The 21971-nt window shown below is 48.7% G+C and carries 16 protein-coding genes; 13 read left to right on the top strand and 3 right to left on the bottom strand.

The annotated features are described in order from the left end of the window. The first annotated feature begins 74 nt into the window (after positions 1 to 74). The 13 genes from BFP72_RS07580 (at position 75) to BFP72_RS07520 (ending at position 18817) form a co-directional block, all read left to right on the top strand. On the top strand, positions 75 to 1094 hold the full coding sequence (locus BFP72_RS07580) for an FKBP-type peptidyl-prolyl cis-trans isomerase (RefSeq protein ID WP_099598559.1): 1020 nt from the start codon (positions 75 to 77) through the stop codon (positions 1092 to 1094). Then, positions 1091 to 2167 (top strand): hypothetical protein, encoded by a 1077-nt coding sequence (locus tag BFP72_RS07575; protein ID WP_099598558.1) that lies wholly within the window; start codon positions 1091 to 1093, stop codon positions 2165 to 2167. Before BFP72_RS07580 ends, BFP72_RS07575 begins: the two co-directional genes overlap by 4 nt. Before the next feature lie 147 nt (positions 2168 to 2314). After that, entirely contained in the window at positions 2315 to 4888 is a 2574-nt protein-coding gene (gene gyrA / locus BFP72_RS07570) for a DNA gyrase subunit A (protein ID WP_099598557.1), read from the top strand. A 41-nt stretch (positions 4889 to 4929) separates the two neighbouring features. After that, a complete protein-coding gene (locus BFP72_RS07565) occupies positions 4930 to 6126 on the top strand; it encodes a tetratricopeptide repeat protein (RefSeq protein ID WP_099598556.1) in 1197 nt (398 codons plus the stop codon). A gap of 66 nt (positions 6127 to 6192) precedes the next feature. After that, positions 6193 to 8553 carry a penicillin-binding protein 1A gene (locus BFP72_RS07560; protein ID WP_099598555.1) on the top strand — a complete coding sequence of 787 codons (2361 nt, stop codon included), beginning with the start codon at positions 6193 to 6195 and terminating at the stop codon, positions 8551 to 8553. Between the two features lie 157 nt (positions 8554 to 8710). Then, positions 8711 to 9127 carry a hypothetical protein gene (locus tag BFP72_RS07555; RefSeq protein WP_143519980.1) on the top strand — a complete coding sequence of 139 codons (417 nt, stop codon included), beginning with the start codon at positions 8711 to 8713 and terminating at the stop codon, positions 9125 to 9127. Then, positions 9124 to 10296 carry a hypothetical protein gene (locus tag BFP72_RS07550; RefSeq protein WP_099598553.1) on the top strand — a complete coding sequence of 391 codons (1173 nt, stop codon included), beginning with the start codon at positions 9124 to 9126 and terminating at the stop codon, positions 10294 to 10296. Before BFP72_RS07555 ends, BFP72_RS07550 begins: the two co-directional genes overlap by 4 nt. A 109-nt stretch (positions 10297 to 10405) precedes the next feature. Then, on the top strand, positions 10406 to 11416 hold the full coding sequence (locus tag BFP72_RS07545; protein ID WP_099598552.1) for a hypothetical protein: 1011 nt from the start codon (positions 10406 to 10408) through the stop codon (positions 11414 to 11416). A gap of 110 nt (positions 11417 to 11526) precedes the next feature. Then, positions 11527 to 15969 (top strand): cache domain-containing protein, encoded by a 4443-nt coding sequence (locus BFP72_RS07540; RefSeq protein ID WP_099598551.1) that lies wholly within the window; start codon positions 11527 to 11529, stop codon positions 15967 to 15969. Positions 15970 to 16026: 57 nt separating this feature from the next. Continuing rightward, complete coding sequence (locus BFP72_RS07535) at positions 16027 to 16515, top strand: N-acetylmuramoyl-L-alanine amidase (protein ID WP_099598550.1); 489 nt, start codon at positions 16027 to 16029, stop codon at positions 16513 to 16515. A 794-nt stretch (positions 16516 to 17309) separates the two neighbouring features. Beyond that, entirely contained in the window at positions 17310 to 17723 is a 414-nt protein-coding gene (locus BFP72_RS07530) for a DNA-binding protein (protein ID WP_099598549.1), read from the top strand. A gap of 174 nt (positions 17724 to 17897) precedes the next feature. Then, positions 17898 to 18266 (top strand): hypothetical protein, encoded by a 369-nt coding sequence (locus BFP72_RS07525; RefSeq protein ID WP_099598548.1) that lies wholly within the window; start codon positions 17898 to 17900, stop codon positions 18264 to 18266. After that, positions 18263 to 18817, top strand: coding sequence for a hypothetical protein (locus BFP72_RS07520; protein ID WP_099598547.1), 555 nt, complete (start codon positions 18263 to 18265; stop codon positions 18815 to 18817). Before BFP72_RS07525 ends, BFP72_RS07520 begins: the two co-directional genes overlap by 4 nt. Positions 18818 to 18856: 39 nt before the next feature. On the opposite strand, the gene BFP72_RS07515 is transcribed toward BFP72_RS07520, so the two are convergent. The 3 genes from BFP72_RS07515 to BFP72_RS07505 all read right to left on the bottom strand — a co-directional run bounded on the left by BFP72_RS07515 (position 18857) and on the right by BFP72_RS07505 (position 21633). Then, positions 18857 to 19831, bottom strand: a complete 975-nt coding sequence (locus BFP72_RS07515) for a GTP-binding protein (RefSeq protein ID WP_099598546.1) — start codon at positions 19829 to 19831, stop codon at positions 18857 to 18859. A 161-nt stretch (positions 19832 to 19992) separates the two neighbouring features. Continuing rightward, positions 19993 to 21207, bottom strand: coding sequence for a GTP-binding protein (locus BFP72_RS07510; RefSeq protein WP_099600719.1), 1215 nt, complete (start codon positions 21205 to 21207; stop codon positions 19993 to 19995). 42 nt (positions 21208 to 21249) lie between these two features. After that, positions 21250 to 21633, bottom strand: coding sequence for a MerC domain-containing protein (locus BFP72_RS07505; RefSeq protein WP_099598545.1), 384 nt, complete (start codon positions 21631 to 21633; stop codon positions 21250 to 21252). Between the last annotated feature and the right edge of the window lie 338 nt (positions 21634 to 21971).

Below are 21971 nucleotides of genomic sequence, written 5' to 3'. Positions count from 1 at the left end.
CAACTATATTTTTCCAGTAATTAATTTCATTTTACGGCGTTATTGCATCAATTTGTGGCTCTAATCTAGGTGATTTGAATAAAAGAAAAGTTTACGCATATATACTGAGTGTTGGCCTGTGCATCTTTGGGTGTGGGGGAGACGAAGAAGAGTCTAGCACCGATCAGGCGTATCTGGACGAGGTAGCCATCCAAACCTATTTGGAAGAGAATGGCTTGACCGATGTGACAGAACGTGACGACTCAGGCATCTATTATCAAATCACTACAGCCAACCCGAGTGGTCAAGGTCCTCGCACCAGTGATGTCCTGTCTATCTATTACATCGCCAATGCTCTCAACGAACAGCCCTTTGATGCAGTGATCAATGATGGGACCAATGCTCCCGTCAAACTACAACATTATAGCAATTCAGTTTACCCAATAGGATTGGACAGATGTTTGGACTTGATCAAAGAAGGAGAGACAGCCATCTTCTACATTCCTTCGGAGCTAGCGTATGGAGACATGGAGGATTTGTCATCCATTATTCCTCCCAATTCGGTCATCGTGATGGAGGTAGAACTCTCCGACATCCAGTCCGAAGACGAGGTACTTGCAGCACAGACCTTGGATATTGAGCAATTCATTACCTTCAACAACCTCAACGACACTGCAGCTTCTCCTGTTGACTCGGTCGTCTTGCTGTCTTCTGGCGTATATTATAAACGGACCCAAAGAGGCATTGCAGACAGTGTATTGACTCAGGGAGAAGAGACAGATATCAAATATTTGGCCTACTCATTGGCCAATTACCCCAACGGTACACCATTGGATGGTACAGCTTCCAACGAGGTGTTCACGTTCGCTTTTAACGAAGGAGAAGTGATCGCAGGATTGGACGCTGGACTGGTAGAGATGGAGCGAGGAGAGCACGCATTGCTCATCATGCCCTCTCGCAATGCCTATGGTCAAAGTGCTTTTGTCATTCCGCGCAACCGCAAGACTTTCTTGGTAGAACAAGATGTCATTCCCGAATACGCGAGCAAGGTTTCTCCTTACCAAGTCTTGGTGTTTGATCTCGAGCTGTTACAACCTCAAAACGCTACCAATTGAAGAAGCTATTCGTCATATTGCTCCTACTGGGGACTTGGGGTGTGCAAGCACAAGAATATGAATATTCGGAAGAAGACATTTACCGTTCGCCCGTTCGAGCGATACTTAATAAATTTTCTTTCACCGTGAGTACTGGTTACAATGCCGTCAGTTACAAGCATGACTTGAGTGGTTTCTACTTGATACAGTCACCTACACAGCAGCTCATCGCTGTAGATGATGATCAGCCTTTAGGACTTGATTATCCGGCTTATTCCAACTGGCTCAACAATCCACAGCTAGAGGAACCGATCTTGCTGGAGAACCCGTACGACGTGCCTTATCCGAGCTTGGATGATCCCGTACTCAATCCCAACTTAGTCCTAAATACATTCGCCTACAACGGCGACTCTCTCGATTTGGGATTCAAGCGCACAAGCTGGGCTATACCACTCAACCTTCGTATACGATACAACTATCAGAATTTAAGAGTGGGGGTGGGTATCTCTTTGCTCTATCACAAGGTCAACTCCCTCAAACCAACAGTCGATGGCCTAGGAATTCGAAACTACGAGCCAGACTTTAGTTCGGTGTTTCAGTTCAAATACTACGGTATGGTCGGGTACAAATTCCTGGACTTTTGGGATTATTCTTTTGCGGGCGAACTGGAATTTGGAAAAACGAACCTGGGGAGTAAGTTCAACAAGGCATACATCGACCAAGGAATGTACTTTAATCTAGGTCTGTCCGTTGAGAAAAACCTGTCGGAGTATTTCCGCATCATTGTCAAGCCCTCTTATGACTTCAGATCCTTCAACATGTCAATCCCCGGCAGTACAGGAGGGATCAAAAACGCTAACCCATCTTTCAATCTCAACTTTGGGGTGAGTATCACCATACCCGAAATCCCACGATCCCCCATGAAGAGTGACCATGTTCAACTCAAGCATGTGATCGTCGATCCACAGACGGGGAGATACATCGAAGTGAGGGGTCAACCGATATGGAAAGTACAAAACCCAAAGGTTGGACAGAACCATCGCAAACTCGAACGGTATAAATTTAAAAACAGACGGAAAATGAATCCGTATTAATACGCTGCAAATCAGTAATTTACAACATGTTTTTTCTATCAATATTTTTAGTTCCAAACCCCTCTGTTCTTTATTCATAAATCTTGTATTTTAAGCCCTGTTTTTGTTAAATTGCAGGCTTGAAAATGCGTGTTCAATTAAGAATTTATGGCAGAAGATAACGAAGATTTACCGCTAGGTGATCAGAATATTATTCCTATCAATATAGAGGATGAGATGCGTGGCGCATACATCGATTATTCGATGTCCGTCATCATATCCAGAGCATTACCAGATGTCAGAGATGGCTTGAAACCTGTGCACCGTAGAGTGCTTTATGGGATGCTTGATCTGGGCGTTTTGCACAATAGAGCATACAAAAAGTCAGCAAGAATCGTCGGGGAAGTACTTGGTAAGTACCACCCGCATGGTGATTCGTCAGTATACGACACCATGGTACGTATGGCCCAAGAGTGGTCTTTGAGATATCCACTTGTGGATGGTCAAGGAAACTTCGGGTCTGTAGACGGTGACTCTCCCGCAGCGATGCGTTACACAGAGGCACGTCTCAAGCGCATGGCCGAGGAGCTCCTCACCGACATCAACAAAAAAACAGTAGACTTCCAGCCCAACTTTGACGACTCCTTGTCTGAGCCGTCAGTGTTGCCTGCAAAGTTTCCAAACTTGCTCGTCAACGGTACGTCCGGTATCGCAGTAGGGATGGCGACCAACATGGCACCTCACAACTTGACTGAGGTAGTCAACGGTATCGTCGCATATATAGACAACAAAGATATTGAGATCCCGGAGCTCATGCAGCATATCACTGCCCCTGACTTCCCAACGGGAGCAACCATATACGGCTATCAAGGAGTCCGGTCTGGCTATGAGACAGGCAGAGGTCGCGTGGTATTGAGAGCGAGAGCTACTTTCGAAGTGACCAAAACGGGCAAGGAGCAAATCATCGTCTCTGAAATCCCATACCAGGTCAACAAGGCGAGCATGATTGAGAAAACGGCCGCATTGATCAACGAAAAGAAACTGGAGGGAATCAGTGACCTGCGTGACGAGTCGGATAGAGACGGGATGCGTATCGTGTACGATTTGAAAAAGGATGCCATTCCTAATATCGTACTCAACAACCTCTACAAGTATACGCAGCTACAATCCTCGTTTGGTATCAACAACGTGGCGTTGGTCAACGGACGACCTCATACGCTCAACCTCAAAGAGCTCATACAACACTTTGTAGACCACCGACACGAAGTAGTCGTGAGACGTACTGAGTACGAACTAGAGGAAGCAGAAAAGCGAGCCCATATCCTAGAAGGCTATTTGATTGCACTAGACAACTTGGATGAGGTGATCGCCCTGATTCGAAGCTCTAGAGATCCTGAAATAGCCAAAACAGGCTTGATGGAGAAATTTGGTTTGTCCGAAATCCAAGCCAAGGCCATCCTAGAGATGAGATTGCAGCGTCTGACCGGTCTAGAAAGAGACAAGATCCAAAAAGAATATGCTGAAATCAAAGAACTCATCGATCACTTGAAAGCCATTTTGGCGAGCGAAGAGATGAGAATGGACATCATCAAAACCGAATTGTTGGAAATCAAGGACAAGTACGGTGATGAGAGACGTTCGGATATAGAGCATGCTGCCGATGACTTCACCGCCGAGGATATGATCCCTGACGAGGAGATGGTGATCACTATCTCACACGAAGGATACATCAAACGTACAGCACTCACCGAATACAAAACACAAGGTAGGGGAGGCGTAGGTTCCAAAGGCGCCGCGACCAAGACAGATGATTTTACAGAGCACCTGTTTGTCGCGACCAACCACAACTACTTGCTGATCTTTACTGAATTTGGCAAAGTCTTTTGGAAGAAAGTCTGGGAAATCCCTGAAGGAGGTAAAGCAACCAAGGGCCGTGCCATCCAAAACTTGATCAACATCGAGGCAGAGGATCGCGTACGATCGGTGATCAATGTCAAGACTTTGAGTGATGAAGATTACATCAACAACAACTTCATCGTCATGTGTACCAAAAATGGTACGATCAAGAAAACCGCACTGGAAGCTTACTCAAGACCCCGACAAAATGGAATCAATGCGATCACCATTCATGAGGGAGACAAGCTGCTCAATGTCAGCCTGACCAACGGAGACAATCACATCGTCATCGCCAAAAAATCAGGCCGAGCGATACGCTTCCATGAGTCGGATGTTCGATCGATGGGACGTACAGCATCTGGAGTGAGAGGTGTAGCACTTGAAGGAGAAGGGGACTATGTCATCGGCATGGTCTGTATCGCTAGAGAAGATGCCAACCTACTCGTCGTCTCTGAAAAAGGCTATGGCAAACGATCAGAGATAGAAGCCTACCGTATCACCAAACGTGGGGGCAAGGGAGTCAAAGCCATGAATGTCACTGACAAAACTGGCTCGCTAGTTGCTATCAAGGAGGTCGTCGATACCGATGACTTGATGATCATCAACAAATCGGGAATCACCATCCGTATGGCCGTGGATACGCTGCGTGTCATGGGTAGAGCTACTCAGGGAGTTCGATTGATCAAACTTGGTGATAGTGATGAAATCTCTTCTGTAGAAAAAATCGAAAGAATTGAGAATGAAGAAGAGGAGTTGGTCGATGGTGTAGCTACCGACGAGAATGCCTCGTCCGAGACTCCTACAGAAGGAGATGGTACTGATAACGAAACAGATAATAAAGAATAAAAACAGGGTTATACATCCCAATTAAGCAAACTATTAGAATTATGAACACAAAAAGAATACTCGTATTTGTAATTGCTATCATGATGAGTGCTGCTTCTTTCGCACAGAAAGGATCCGTATCAAAGGCTGATTCATACTTAGCAAAGAATGAGTTAGTTTCTGCCAAGGCAGAAATTGACGTGGCTATTACTATTGAGAAAAACGCTTCTAAATCAAGAACTTGGTTTAGCCGTGGGAAGATCTACCAAGCCATCGCTACCAGCGAAGATGAGTCTACCAAAGCCATCGATCCAGATGCCTTGGAAAAAGCCGTCATTGCATACAATAAAGTATTGACCATGGAGAAAGAAAATAGCTCGTACTATTTGATCTCTACAACTAATCTAGACCAAATGTGGGGAGCTTACCTCAATGCAGGTGGGACTGCATACGGCGAAGAGGATTACGAAATGGCTTTGGCTCAGTTTGAGAAAGCCTTGATGGTCAAAGAAAAAGATTCTACATCATTGTTCTATGCAGGTGTAGCCGCTCAGCAAGCGGGCAACGTGGACAAGACCTTGGAATTCTACTACCAGATGATTGACATGGACATTGCCAACGAGGACATCTACTCATCTGTCATCTACTATGAGAGACAAAAGGACAATTCGGAGAAAGCATTGGAAGTAACAAGAGCTGCTAAAGCCAAGTTTCCAAATGACAGCAGATTCGGACAAGAGGAAATCAGCTTGTTGCTGGCCATGGACAAATTGGACGAAGCAGAGAGCCAATTGAAGAAAAGCATCGAAGCAGATCCAAACAATGTCAACCTCTATTTGAACCTTGGTGTGTTGTACGACAACTTAGGGTCAGCATTGATGAGTGAAGACAAAAATGACGAAGCAAGAGAAAGCTTTGACAAAGCAAAAGACAGCTACATACAAGCAATCGCCATAGAGCCAGACAACTACATCGCCAACTTCAACGCAGGTGTGATCTACGTCAACCTTGCGAAAGAGTACTATGACGAAGTAAGAGACATGGACTACAAAAGCTACCAAAAATATGGCGAAGCGAAAACAAAGAAAGCAGATGCGATCTTGAAGCAAGGCTTGCCTTACATGGAAAAAGCGATCAGCATCAAACCTGACGACATTGACGGTTTGAAAGCTTTGCAACAAATGTACACGCAATTGAAAATGAATGACAAAGCAGTCGAAATACTCGATAGAGTAGACGCTTTGGAAGCAGGACAATAAGCAAAGACAACTGAAAGAAAACCCTGGCGATTCTTAGGACCGTCAGGGTTTTTTATTTCCCACGCTATGGTCACCAAGAAAAAGAAAAAACCAGCACATAAAACCAGACTTTTTCAACTGCTTGTAAAGCTAGCTGTCCTTGGCGTGCTATTGGTCGCTGCATTTGTCGGCAGCATATACCTCGGCGTATGGGGAGCTTTGCCTACGCGCCAAGCGTTGCAGGATATCTCCAATAGTCAATCGACCATCGTCTATGATACCAACCAACGGGTCGTTGGCAAGTACTACCTCTTTGATCGTACCTCCATACAATACGACGATTTGCCTCAGCATTTGGTCGATGCGTTGGTCGCCACGGAAGATTACAGATTTTATGAGCACGGAGGGATAGATTACATGAGTTTGATGCGTGTACTCATCAAAACCTTGATCCTAGGTGATCGATCTGCTGGAGGTGGCAGTACGATATCCCAACAACTCATCAAAAACCTCTACCCACGAGAGGACCCAAGCAAACTGGGACTTGCTATTGCCAAAATTAAAGAGGGGTTCACTGCTAGACGCATCGAAAAGGTATATTCTAAGGAAGAAATCATTACACTCTATTTCAATACCGTTTCCTTTCCTGACAATGTCTACGGCATAGAGAGTGCTTCCCAAAAATTCTACAACAAACCTGTCAGTGCGTTGACTTTAGGTGAAGCCGCTACCCTGGTCGGATCCCTCAAAGCCAACAGTACCTATAACCCTAGGCTCAACCCAGAGAAGAGCCACCATCGGCGCAACGTCGTACTCTCACAAATGGTCAAATACGACTACTTGTCTGCTCAGGACTATGATGCGCTCAAGGAGAAAATCACTCCCTTGGATTACGACAAGCGATACACGGCAGAGGCCCCAGCTCCTTACTTCATAGAGCAGGTGCGTCTACGCGCCAAAGCACTGCTCTCGAAGTACAAAAAGAAAGACGGGACTCCTTACAACCTCTATACAGATGGTCTCAAAATCCATACAACACTTGATTTGCCCATGCAGCGCATGGCCGAAAAGGCGGTCCAGAAGCACATGCCTTCGATCCAAAAGAGTTTTGAAAACAACTGGGGCAAACAAGCGCCTTGGATTCAAGACCAAGCTTTCGTCCGTGAGCTCATCGTCCAAAGCAGTGCCTACCAAGCCCTTACAGCCCAGAGGTTGACACACGAACAAGCCATGGATTCGCTGACCGCCAAAAAGAACATGACCTGGTTTGATTGGGGGGATCCTGAGCATCTGGTGAAAGCCAGTACACGAGACAGCCTGTTGCACTACATTCAATTGCTGAACACCGGTTTCTTGTCCCTGGATCCACACACAGGAGCCATCAAGACATGGATCGGCGGCATCAACTACGACTACTTCAAGTACGATCACGTCAACTTGAGCAAGCGACAAGTAGGTTCTACGTTCAAACCCTTCGTCTATGCTGCCGCACTGGAGAGTGGGGTAGAGCCTTGCGATTACATCTCAGGCAAGCGTATCACCTACACCAATTTTGACAATTGGACACCTAGCAACGGAGAAAGCGAGTATGAGGACAAATACCTGTCCATGCAAGCGGCACTGACCAAATCCATCAATACGGTAGCAGTCAAAGTCATGGAAAAAGCAGGGGTCAACCGTGTCGTAGACCTTGCCCAACGTGCGGGCATCCAGAGCAAACTGGAAAAACTACCCTCACTGGCACTAGGTACTGCAGAACTAAGCCTCATCGAACTGGCTGAGGCGTACACCATTTTTTTGAACGACGGTTACCCAAGCGAGCCCTACATGATCGAATCGATCGTAGATGCTGACGGTGAAGAAATCTACGTCCACGAAGCGTCAGCTCGCAGAGAGCGTGTCATCAGCGACTATACGTATGAAGTCATGCAGCAGCTGTTGCGGGCGGTGACCCTGCCTGGTGGGACAGGCAGTCGCTTGCGTTGGAAGTATGGCCTGACCAATGACCTAGCCGGTAAGACCGGGACCACCCAGTCCAACCGTGACGGCTGGTTTGTAGGCATGGCTCCTGATCTGCTCACGGTGACATGGGTAGGGGCAGACAACCATAGCATACACTTCAAGGACACACGCTATGGGCAGGGAGCCAATTCGGCACTGCCGATCTTTGCGCTCTTTTATCAACAGCTCAACGGAAATGCCAACTACCGCGGACTGACACAGGCTAGGTTTGATTCGGCCAGCATCGAGGTACAAAGTGACTTGGACTGCCCAGGTATCAAGGAAGAGAATTTCTTCCAAGGCTTGTTTAGGTCAGATGAAAAACCCAAAGAAAAGTCATTCGAAGAAAGCGAAGCAAGTGAAAGTGAGGAAAGTGAAAGTGAAGAATCCGAAGAGGAAAAAGGCGTATTCAAAAAGATCAAAAAGCTATTCAAACGAGGGAAATAGGCTCTAACAAACCAAACGAAAGCTGCAAGACACTCGCCCCGAGCACGAATAACACGAGACTTGCCGCTATTCTTTGAGTGAATACCTAGTTCTCGGGATTGCCATTGCCAAAATCTATGTGTTACTTAGACCATCCAAATACCTAAGCACAAAAACAATGGCACAAACCATCCCTTTTGATCCGAATCAGGGTCGATTGCATGTCAACATAGAAGCTCATGGACTGGTCATCGTCTCCTATACACTGCGACTATGGGGCGCTAGAGCCAACGAAGACAAAATAGTCCTCCATGAGATCGGCAACAACAAACAACCTCACGACGATATCTTTTGGTTGAAAGATAGCTCCAAAGAAGACGAGCCAGTCGAGCAAAACGACGACCGCTTTGTCGAGCTGATCTGCACTGTACACACAGACCGTGATGCAGTACCCTACCGTATCGTGATGGAGTTTTCCCAGGGAGACGATATCGAAGAGCAAACTACCATCGGAGAAGTGACCTACGAGCACACAATTGATCTCAACGACGGGGGACATCACCCCACCTTGTCCGCCTTACTACGACTAGCATGAAACACCACCTCATCACCCTCATACTCCTCGTGACGATGACGAGCCTCCTGCACGCCCAAGACGTCTCCAATTCATGGGGCAACTACGACGTAGACTCATTGCTATTGGATTTTGCTGTACCGGATCTGCCCGCCTTCAAAGCCCTGGGAACAGACCCTAGCAACCTTATGCGTCCATCGGATGTACAAAAATTTGCCTTGGCTTTTGATCCTTTTGTCGACGGGAGCGAGGCAGTGATCCCAGCCAATTTCGCAGTGGATTTTGCTCCATGGAAGCTCCTTTCCAAAGACTGGACTGTCTCCGAATACCGGCAAGACCCCTTCAAAAGACTGGCCTACAATTCCAGCTTCAGTGTCGGATCGGCACGTGACAATGACACAGGGTTCACGCAGGTCGCTCTGGGTTATCGAGTCAAGATCGCGGGCAAAAATGCCGACCTACTCAACTCGGACTACTTGGACATGATCTATGATCAACAGCGCTTGGAAAACGACCTACAAGTCTTCGCATTTGATGAGTGGAATGCTTGGAAAGGAGTCTCTCCACGGAACATTACAGAAGACCAACAGAAGCAACGAGCAGCCTACTTCAAAGAGAACCTGCTGCTATTTGCTTTTCTACAAAAAAAGAGTGCCGCACTCAAAACATATCTAGAGGATGATACGCTCCAAAAAGAGTTTGAGAAGTTCAAAACCTACTCGCACACCACGACACAAGGCTTGATCGTAGCATTCAACCAAAACGCTTGGAATGCCACACGTACCGATCTGGCATTTGCCGTAGTAGGGGAGTCCATCGACTCACTGGCCCAAAACATCCAATATGGAGGTATCCAGCTTTGGCTCACACAGTCTCTACCTGTCGGCAAATCGGGGCAGCTGCTCTTGGGAGGCAACCTACAGATGCACCAAGAGACCGATCCGATCGTCTCGCTCAACAGCCGGCTCTATTTCGGTAACGACACCTTTAGGGTATATGGCGAGTACCAGTACCAAAGCAGTGACGTGATCACCGAACAAGCTACTGGTTTGCTCAACCTCGGGACGGAATTCAAATTGCTCAAAGATTTTTGGGTGCAGTTTTATGCAGGGATCGAAGATGTATACGGGGAGGATGACTCTTCCAAGTTCAAGTCTTCCCTCAGCTTGAAGTATTCCTTCAACCAATAGAGATGCAAATAGAACCCAAAGTAGTTGCAGCCAAGGCATTGATCGTGTTACTTTTATGTCCGAATCAACACTCAATTTTTAGTACACCCACCCACCTCAACAAACGAAGATGATTGGATTTGAAACCCTAGAAATAGTAATCAGCTTGGTCTTTGTCTACCTGCTCTTCAGTACACTGGTCACGCTACTGGTCGAATACGTGTCGTCGATATTTGCCATCCGTGCCAAAAACCTCAAAAAGGTCATACAGCGGGCATTGGATGACGAGGACAACACTGCCTTTTCGGAGCGGTTTTACAAGCACCCGATGATCAAGTACCTCGCCAAGACCAAGAAAAAATTGCCCTCATACATCGGCAGTGACAAATTTGCCAAAGTGGTGTTGGACTTGATTCGTACCGAAGGTGAGGTCGACAAAGTGGGCAAATTTTCCAGCCTCAACCAAAAGAATCTTTCGCAAGCCATCGAGGATATTCCCATCTTGGGAGAGGAGACCAAAGGACTCCTTCAATCCTTTGCCAAGGAGGCCAACGAAGACATCAACGATTTTGGTCGTCGTATCGAAGCGTGGTTCAACGAGACGGTCGAGCGGGGACAGGGGTGGTTCAACCGCTACATCAAGGCGCTCACCTTTGGCATCAGTATCGTCATTGCTATCGGACTCAATGTCAATACACTACGCATCTACAAAACCCTGTCCGAAAACTCCGACCTACGCACACAGGTCGCAGGGAGTGCCGCGACATACCTCAAGGATACTGCCGCAGATACGGCCACACAGACCGCTCTGCCAGACTCTACCGTCCTAGCGATGCAGCAGGCGCAGGACAAATTGGCGAAGTTTTACGAAAAGCAGTTGGTAGTCAATACCAATGCACTCGCCCTGGGATGGGACAGGCAATCCGAAAGTTACCCCTTTGAGAGTGCGGGCAATTTCTTTCGGGCATTGCTGGGCTGGATCATCACCGCCTTGGCCATATCGCTAGGGGCGCCGTTTTGGTTTGGGCTGCTCAACAACCTGATGGCACTGCGTGGTGCAGGACGTGCGCAATCCTCCGAGGAGTCTTCCAAACGGACCTCCTTTCAAGTGAAACTCGACGATTCGAACAGAGAGCATTAGGTCATCATCGAGCACTACAATATACCAAATTCAAGGTATTGATAACCATGTGTTTAAATCGTACTTTGGCACAAACCTAACCGCAACAAAGCAAACCAATCTAATGGCCCATGGGAGCTACGAACAACAAGTGGTGGATCATCTCCTTCACGATGATCTTTATTGGACTCGTTTTTTTCTATTACTTCTTTGTCTATGTCCAAAATCAGGAGAAAGAGGTCATCGCCAACGACATGCGGATCGTTTCTCAGATGAACAAAAACGTGTACTCAAGTCTCGAAAATCACTACAAGATATTTCAGACCAAGTTTCTGACTATAGAAAAGAGCACGCCTAAGCCCACGCCGTCCCCAAAAAAGACCCGAACCCCCAACTATCAAATCGGTCAAAAGCAGGTCTCGTTTCATTACCAAAACGGCTGGATGTCACTGGAAGAGTCCCTGAGGAGTGACTATCACCCGACCCAAAGCAGTGCCCCAACCCCCTCCAAACCGTCCCCAGCGGAGCAACCTGCTCCAGCCCCCTCTGATACCCCATCTGCTGCAAAAACAACCGTACCCAAACCCACGACACAGAAGTACAGCGTATCTGAAAAGCAAATTGCTTTTTACTACAGCCATGGAGACTCCGTCGCAGTATTCAACATGGACAATTCTGCCTTTTTTAGCAACCCACTCATCACCCGCAAGGATGTTTTTGATTTTGTGCTCGTCACCAATCCACAGCACCCCGACGGGCCCAAAACCCTATACACCAACAACCCCCATGGCAACATCAACCTCACGACAGATTCTATCGCCTACCGGATCACCTCCATGGGCTATTTTGAACTGGACTTGGGGTATGAGCAGTACATCGCCTTCAGTACAGCACTCAAGGGCACAAACGGACTTTACCTGACCGGGTGTGTCAACATCTCCGCATTCAACAATCAGAAGCGTGAGGTATCGGTGTTTATGATCACGATCGTGGCGATTTTGATCATACTCATGATCCTGGGGCTCCCCATCCTCAAACTCAAAATCATGAGCAACGTCGAACGCCTCTACATTTCGGATGTGTTTTTTGCAGGGACGTCGATCATCATCGGTAGTGCTGTCTGGATCTTGTTGTTTCTCTTTTTTACCTCCAACCTCAGCTATGAGCATAGCAATCAGAAAGAAAAGCTCAGGCGGCTCAACCGCCGCGTACACAAGGGGATCCACGGCGAACTCAGCGCCATCATCGAGCAAATGAACTCCATCAAGAATGTGACACATGCCGATGTAGCACACATGCAGGGCGCTGACACCGTCAAGGTCAGAGAACAGATCCGCAAACACCCCTTCTTTGGGCAATTTGAGGCACCACACCTCAACCGTGACATCACGGGCTTTGCCAACATCAGTCAGCAGGGAGGGGGGCTGCTGGATCGCTTTCCCTATTCCAACGGCTTTTTTTGGACCGACACCAAAGGCAAAATGCGGGTCTCTCTTTCCAATTTTACCGAGCCAGAGAAAGCCAGCCTCGACCTGAAGCACCGCCAATACATCACCGACATCATCAAAGGCGAAGGGATGATCTACGGAGAGGATTCGCTCATGATCGCCATCGAGTCCATCCGATCCATCACGGACGGGACCTATGAGGTCGGTGTAGGGATGTACAGTGGCAACCCCGCGCTACCGGTCTTTGCCCAGCACAGCACGACCGTCACACTGATGGACCCCATCATGGAGGTAGGCTATGGCTTTTGCGTCTTTGATGACAAGGGAAACACGCTGTTTCACTCGGACAAGACCCGCAACCTCAACGAGAACTTCCTCGACGAGACACAAAATGAGTTTGACAGATACCTCCCCAGTCATGTCGAGCGTTTTGCTTCGGTCAAGTATGCTGGCAACCGCCACTACATGTACATCCGACCCTTTGAGCAATTTCCGGGCTATCACCTGGCGACTTTCGTGGACCACCAGTACGTGCGCTCTCCCAACGCCATCGCGCTCAACGTGACCATTGAGATGCTCTTCGCCTTTTACCTGCTGCTCTCGGTCTGTTTCGTGGTGATCTATCTGGTCACCAACAAGCGCGTCAAACTCAAGCAGAGCATCTTTCCCTTCAACTGGATGCGACCCTACTACGACAGTCAGGGCAGCTACGAGCGCATCTACTTTCGCCTGCTCCTCACCAATGCCCTCGGGATGCTCTACCTCGTACTGACCTGGTATTGGTTTAGGACCTACATGGACTTGCTCATCCACTCGGTCCTGTTTGTCGCGATCGTACTCATGTGCACCCACTACTATGTGCTCTCCACTCATTTGCCATATGCCAAGCGGGTATACACACACTTTGCGGACACCAGCCGTCCCAAGACCCTGTTTGCTATTGTCTTGTTTTTGGTGGCCTTGTCCTATGCGGGACGCATCTACATCTATGATTTTGTACGGATGACGGGTGGGGGCATCCTGCTCAACGAAGCACTCGTTTTGGTGTTTTTGGGGAGCGTGATTGGGATCATTTATTCCCTATTCGGGAAAAACCAAGCCAAGCCATGGGGAGAGCATTTGCGCACCATGCAAAACGCCTGGTTCAAGATCAAGAAGTTTACCGTCTACAAGTACTACTGTTTTTCGTGGGTGATGGTATTGTCCATTTTTCCGACGATGATCTTCTTTGCCATCAATTTCCATACGGAAAAAGAAGTCCTCTACAAGCACAACATCCTATCGGTCAAGCAGAAAAGTGATGGCTGGGTAGCGACCAAAATGCTGGATTACTACAACACCAAAGAAGCAGAGGAGAAGTTCAAGATCAAAGACCCCCAAGGGTTCATGCGGAATATGAACCAGCTCGCCTGGCCCAACCCCTGCAACCGCGTCCGTGTCAATGGCGATTACATTCAGATCGACCCAAAGGACACAGTCCAAAACGCCAAGTTTGTGATCCCCAAGGGGTACAACCATGTCACCCGAAATGTCACCACCACGCCCCAACTCCGCGCCAGCCTCTTTCACAGCTACTACGACCATATACGGGTTCACTTTGATGACTATGGAGAGGCAAGCCAAGGCTACCTGACCGATGCAGCGGTCGATAGTTCGTGGATGTATGCCTACGAGCATACCGACAGCATCACCTACAGCAGTGTTTTTTTTGAATCGGGCAAGGATCACCTCAAAATCTCTACTCCCGCACAATCTCTGATGTCCATCGTCCAATCCAACTGGGTGGTGCATGTGCTGTTTGTGATGATCCTCATGGTAGTGATCTATCGTATCCTCGAGTACTGTGTACACCGCATTTTTGGGTTGGATTTCAAGGACTATTCGGATGAGTTGATCAGCCAACGCTCGCTCTCTTCCTATGCCGAACAGATCATCAAGATCAGCGACTTCTACGACGGCAAGAGCAGTTCGTTCAACAACAGCCTCGTGGTAGGGGTCAATGCCGCCCATATTTTCGTGATTCGCGAAAAGCTCCGTGAGATGAAGAAGGCCTATTTCATCTCGATTGACCTCTTTGATCTCAACGAAAAATCCCTCGAGATGGGAGGAGAGGTGGGAGACAGCAGCATCGACCACACCATCACGCAGCTGTATCTACTCAGCAAAAAAGGTGACAAGCAAAACAAAGAGCTCCTGCAACGTGCCCTCAAGGAGGAGCTGAGCGAAGAGACCCCGATGATGGTATTCATCGAGCACTTCGAATATGCCTACAACGACCTGGCCTACAACCGCAAGAAAATGCTCATCCTACAGCGCCTCGTGGACAACCCCGTCATCCGTGTCGTGATCTCCTCTGATATCAATCCGCGCAAGATGTACAACTACTACGAGGATGCCATCGAGCAACTCCAGCAAGACCTACACAAAAACGACAACACGCTCCTCAGCAAGCGAATCATCCTTGATCAGATCAATGTAGACTACCAAAAATGGATGCATCTCTTGGGGGGATTTTACCGCATCACGGTACCTTTTGAAAGTCTGGACATCTCAGAGAGAGAAGCCCCCCAAACCTATCCAGAGGTGATCGAATCTGAGCTCAACAACGGCATGTTCTTGCAGCGACTCAAAAAGCACTACGTCCTACACCAAAACAAAGGCGTCATCAACGAGGACTATACCCTCAACATCCAAGAGTATGCCTCATCCTACTACTTCTCGATATGGAATTCGCTTTCGCGCGAAGAGCGCTTCATCGTCTACGACATAGCCCGGGACAAGTTCGTCAATACCAACAACACCGACGGAATCATCGATCTGCTCCACAAGGGCATCCTCCAGTACGACCATTCGCTGCGCCTGATGAACGAGAGCTTTACCAACTTCATCCTCTCACAAGTCAACAGCAACGAGAGCTTGGAGCGCGAACTCGAGTCACGTAAAAAAGGCAAATGGGGGACCGCCTCTGCAGTCATAGCCCTGCTCATCCTTAGCTTGATCATCTTCTTGTCCTACGGCAAGATCAGTGCGATGAACGACATCAGTACCTTGCTGGGATCCCTCGGCGCAGTGATCACCTTATTTTTGCGCGTCAGCGGCATATTCTCCTTTGGCAAGGGGTCCTAGCCACTGACAATCACTCCAACCCTCACACGAAACCTAACTACCTAATCCATATACACTATGCTCAACGTAATCAAAAAATACTCAAACTTCGGCGGTGGAGCCCAAAACCCCAACCGCCTCGTCATCCACGCCATGGCCGAGATCATCGACACAGAAGACCGGGACTATCCTGCCGACCAATGGCTCGAACACCTCGGGCTATCGGCGCACTTCTTGATCCAGCCCAACGGCGACATACTCAAACTCCGACACACCAAGACGATGGCCTGGCACGCCAAAGGATACAACAGCCACTCGGTGGGAATCGAATACCTCGTGCCCGGCCTCCATACCTACGAGACCTTCTTGGAAGCCATCAAGACGCCCTGGGTGTCGCCCGCACAATGGGACGCAGGACTCGAACTCTCCCAAGGCATCGTGGACTACTTTGGCATCACCCAGGACCGGGTCAACCGCCATTCGGATCTCAGCCCAGGGCGCAAAGTTGACCCAGGCGCAGGCTTTGCCTGGGAGCCATTCGTACAGGCCCTTTTCCCTCAGCGCTAGACACAGACTCTCTCATCCTCAACTCCCAAATAAAACCGCTCAATCCATACCATAAAACAGTCAATATCAATAAATTACCGTTTGATGCAGGGCCTGATATGAATACGAAGGGTCTTTTAAAGTCTCTCTGCTAGACTAGAGGGATACTCACGTCATCCGTCAGCTTGCCAACAGACTGATTCCTCAGTATGACGCAGTTAATCAAACTGCCCATTGCCAGTGGGGTAGTCATGGTCTTAGTGACTAGCATACGAACCATCCCTACGAGACTAGTTCGCACCAACTCGAATAGCAACAAACATCAGTCCTTCTCCTGCAAAGAAAATCCACCTCAAAAAGTGCCTTCAAGGGCGTTTAAATGGGGTGGTTTGGACCACACGTGCATGGTGCATCAACCACACGTGATTGACGCCTGGACCACACGTGGTTGAAGCTTGAACCACACGTGGTTGGCGGCCGAACCACACGTGCAATATCTTAACGATTTTTAACATCGTACATTCCATTATTGGAACAAGTTTTGTTATGAAATAGTTATCCATTGGATACATCGAAAAGGCCACTCGATACCCTCGCTTTTTACAGCCCATGCCCAGCCAAGTCGCGCACCGAACTGCCCACGACCCAGCAAAGCAAATCATTTTAAGTGATCCCAATATCAATAGGATCGAAGCTTCAGACAAGCATTGTCCGCTTTCTCTGAGGTCTCCGAAAGAGAAGTCACTGTCCAAACTGTGCAAGTGTTAACAAAGCGAATCTTGAATTTTTGTTTAACCCTTTAACATGTAAAAATCATGTCTGTAAAATTCAAACCCGTTCCCAAAGGTCAGCCGGGAGTAGCTGGCGGAGGAGCTATCAAGTACTATGCTACCATCGTAAGAGGCACCAAAATTGATTTTCGTGATCTGCTTACAGAAATCGAAGAATTGAATATCGTTCATCCGGGTGTATTCCTGGCTGTAATGGAGGCATTCCTTCGTAAAATCAACTATCACCTGATCAATGGTCGTGCCGTGGATTTGGGACAGTTAGGAACTTTCTATCCTTCCATCAGCAGTTCGCCTGCAGACAATGAGGATGAGATCACTAGCAAATCCATTCGTAGGTTCAAAGTGATCTTTCGTCCCAGTATGTTGCTTCAGGCACGTTTGGAGCTTGTGAAATTTGATAAAGTATCATATGGCACCAGAGTTGAACCTGCTGAATAAGCAATTGCTGCGCACACCAGCCAGAGGCCTCTCAGGGTAGTACTCGTACCGTTTTGTACAATGGTAGTTGATTGTTGCTACACGGAGGTCTCTTTTTTAATAGAATAGATACGAGTAAGTAGACTTTAGTAAATAGACAAAAATCTAATGTCACACATCTAAAAAAAGGAAATCATGAAAACTACCCATATATACACCCTTATACTCTTGGTACTTGTCGGGCTGGTCCTATACCAAAGCCTCGTCAACCAAGACAGCTTTCGTCAGGCAGAGAGCCTCAACCAGTCCATGGAGGCACAGCTCGACACCTTGCAATCCATCGCAGCACAGTACGAGCGCATCCATCAAAACTACGAAGCACTCCATGCGCAGTTGCTCTTGTCTCAGCACCGCATCAGCGACATGCACCAAGACCTCATGCGCCTCTCGGGTGCGCAGCAGCAGGACGTGATCCAGATCCGGGATAGCCTGCGACAAATCCTCCAAACCTACGATGCGGTTTCACCCAATGTGATGTCTCACCACCAAATATCCTCGCCATGAAAGCGCTGCATTGCTTACTATGGATCCTTGCGACACTGCCCGTCAGTGCAGCGCAGGTGGTGGACTTCACGCAAGCGGACGACAGCCTCCAAGTCTATCAGGGGCAGACCGTCCATGTACAGGCCGACGGTGCTTGGGTGATCAGCATGCAGCGGGCTGCCTTGCTCAATCAGAAGCTGCAAGAGCTGCAGACCGTCTCAGCTGCCCATGCAGAACTGATGCAGACCAATCAAGAGATCCTAGACAAGGTACGGGAGATCGAGCGACTCACGGCGCAGCTCGTCCACAAGATCGAGCGTGACCAGCGCGATATCGCACTCAACATGAGCCTGATCATCGCCGAGCTAGATCGCAGCATCGTCGTGCTCCAAACCACCAACACCGAGCTCCAATCCACCAATGAGCAGCTCAACCAGCAACTGGCAGAAATGGAGCGCACCGTCAAACATCTCAAGAAGCAGATTCGCCGCATCTGGTGGAAATCCACCGCCGACAAGATCATCATAGGCCTGGCAGCCTTTGGGGTTGGGTGGGCCATAGGGAATTGGTGATGCAGACAGAGAGACGATCGCCCAGAGCATCGGGCAGGATCAATCCGTGACCATGTATCTGTTAAACATCCTCTCAAAAACCTGCTTGTTCAGGTCCCTACCGATAAACACCAGTTTGCCCGTGCGCTCGCTGCTTGACTCCCAAGGGCTCCCGTCCGTCGCGACAAACGTACTCCTGGCAGATTGCAGAATGACGCGGTTGGGGTAGTTGGGAATGGCGATATACCCTTTGACACGATAGACTTGGTCGTGGTACAGGTTGACGATCCGGTTGAGTTCCAACGAGAGGTTGTTGAGATCCAGAGGGTAGGGGAAGGTCAGGGTAAATGTAGTGATCCTGTGGCTGTTGTGTTGTTGCCCTTCATGCTGATGATGATGGTGGGACGACACCTGTGGAGACTCGACGGTCTTGGGCTTGGTAGTCCCTGTATCCAAAATCTCATCAATGGGAAAGTTGCCGTTGTGGCCTGCGAAAACCCGCGCATGGGGGTTGATCCCTCGGACGATCGATTCCACCTCTGCTCGGGTGCTGTCCGATACCCTGTCTGTTTTATTGATGAGCACACTGTCTGCCAGGGCGATTTGCCGCAGGGCTTCTTCCGCCTCATCGAGCCAGGTATGCAGTTGACTCGCATCAGCGAGGCAGATGACTTGCTGTAGGTCAAATACTTTTTCGACGCGTGGATCTTGCAAAAACACCTGAATGATCGAACTAGGGTCAGCGATACCGGTGGTTTCAATCACCAATCGATCATACTGCTCTTTCCTTTTGCTGGCCTCATAGAGTATGTCGAGCAAACCGTCGGAGAGCGAGCAGCACAGACAGCCCGCACTCAGCTCTATGATTTCTTCTACACCGTCCATCACCAAAGCACCGTCGACATTGGTTTGGCCACATTCGTTCTCTATGACGAGTATTCTTTCGGGCAGTCGCTCCTTGATGAAGCGATTGAGGAAAGTCGTTTTGCCACTACCGAGGAAGCCTGTGATGAGGTGTACGGGTATTCTATTCATATATCTAAACTACAAAACTTCGTGTGATTCTAAGGTTTAGGTTGTAGTCTTCAGACCAAGATTGACCTTGCATTTGTTCTCCTTTACTACATGCATAGCTGAGAGACAAGCCGCGAGTCTCTTGCCTAAGGTTGCATAGGTTTGCATAGGAGTTGCGTCCATTAGATGGGCCATGAGTCGTCAAAATCCCAACCGTCCTCCCAAGCTGCTTGTTCGGACTCGGTCAACAGGCAGTTGTCCAAATCGGATCGAATGGCTGCCTCATCCATGTCCTGACCGATGAATACCAGTTCGTTCAACCGATCGCCCCAGCGTTTGTCCCATTTGGCTTGGATGTGCTCCTGGTTGTCCATGTAAGCCTGACTCACTGCGCGCTGACTCAGGGGTACACTCACCCACCAGCGTCCATAGATTTCGGCCTTCAGAGAACCGCCCGCCTGACTCCATAGGATGGCATGATCGGACCTGGAGGCGATCCAGAAGATGCCTTTGCTACGAACGATACTTGTCGGAAATCGCTGGCTCACATAGTCCAAAAAGCGCTCGGGATGAAACGGGCGCGCATTGCTATAGACAAAGGAGCCAATCCCATATGCCTCTGTTTCGGGGCTGTGACCGATGCCTCTCTGCGCCAACTCCAGTTCCTTTTGCCAACCTGCCGACTGCTCAGCCTCTGCATAGTCAAATAGCCGTGTGTTGAGTATTCGCTTGGGGTCGACTTTTCCTTCGTGCGCCCTGATTATTTGCGCGGTGGGGTTGAGCTTATTCAACAGCCGCTCCAGCATACCCAGTTGTGTGTCATCCACCAGGTCGGTTTTGTTCAGCACGATGACGTTGGCAAACTCCACCTGATCCGTCAGCAAATTGACAATCGACCGATCGTCCTGCGCATCGTCGGTCATGTCACGGGCCAGCAAGGTATCGGCACTGCCAAAGTCCGTGAAGAAGTTGAACGCATCGACGACAGTCACCATCGTATCCAGGCGGCTAAACTGCGTGAGATCATACAGTTCATCGCCCGTCGCAAACGAAAAGGTCTGAGCGACCGGAATCGGCTCGGATATGCCCGTGCTCTCCACCAGTAGGTAGTCAAACTTCTTCATCTTCGCCAGTTTTTCGACCTCTACCATCAGGTCTTCTCTCAGGGTACAGCAGATGCAACCGTTGCTCATCTCTACGAGTTTTTCATCCGTTCGTGAGAGTTGGGTCCCATTGGCGATGAGCTTCTCATCGATATTGATCTCGCTCATGTCATTGACGATGACAGCCACTTTGAGCCCTTGACGGTTGTTGAGTAGGTGGTTGAGCAACGTCGTTTTGCCAGCACCCAAAAAACCGCTCAACACAGTGACGGGTAGCTTTCTTGTTTTGGTCATGAAATTCATAGGGGAGAGTTAAGAGTTATAGGATAAGTTCAACTACGGTCGATTCCAGGCGTGCAGCATTTTCCAATTGACCACATGCGCCGCGGCTAGGAGCAATGCCCCGCTAGAAGTCATCCACACCTCGACGTGCCCCTCATCCGAAAAGCTCCCCGTCGCGATCAGTACAAACGCAATCAGTAGCATCACCAAGGGCAGCACACACCTGTGACGGTAGTACCCAGTACCTGTCGCATAGCTGGCAATCAGCCCACTGATGACAACCATCGCAGACTCTAGAGCAGGGTGACTCATGTATCCCTCAAGCCACAAAGGGACGAGGCTAAACATAAGAGGCATCAACAGACAATGCAGTGCGCATACAAAAGAAGCGACTAAGCCTATCCCGTCGGCATGGACACCTATCAAGTATTGTTTCATAATTAGAAGTATTTGTGCAACCAAGTTGCAATACTAGCAGTTGCAAACATTATACGCAACTATGTTGCATATAATGTTTGGTGACACCAAGCAGAGACTTGATTGGAAATGGTGTCACCAGGAGATTGAGCATCCTAGCTACAATTCTCCGCTGATGCATACTCGGAGCACCCAACCAGACAGAAAATCAAGGAGGGGGAGAGCCCTGTTGGCCGAAGCATATTCTGTCTCGAAAGATTCTCACGCCATCTTTCCAGCTTACCAGCTGAAAGGTCCTCAGTATGACTAAGCATTTGAATCTAAGGACTGGTCAGGTTTAGACCAAAAACGAGATATAT

The organism is Reichenbachiella sp. 5M10 (assembly GCF_002742335.1).
In the GTDB taxonomy this organism is placed as follows: domain Bacteria; phylum Bacteroidota; class Bacteroidia; order Cytophagales; family Cyclobacteriaceae; genus Reichenbachiella.
Note: the sequence above shows the minus strand (reverse complement) of the source record. Positions and strands in the feature narration are given on the sequence as shown.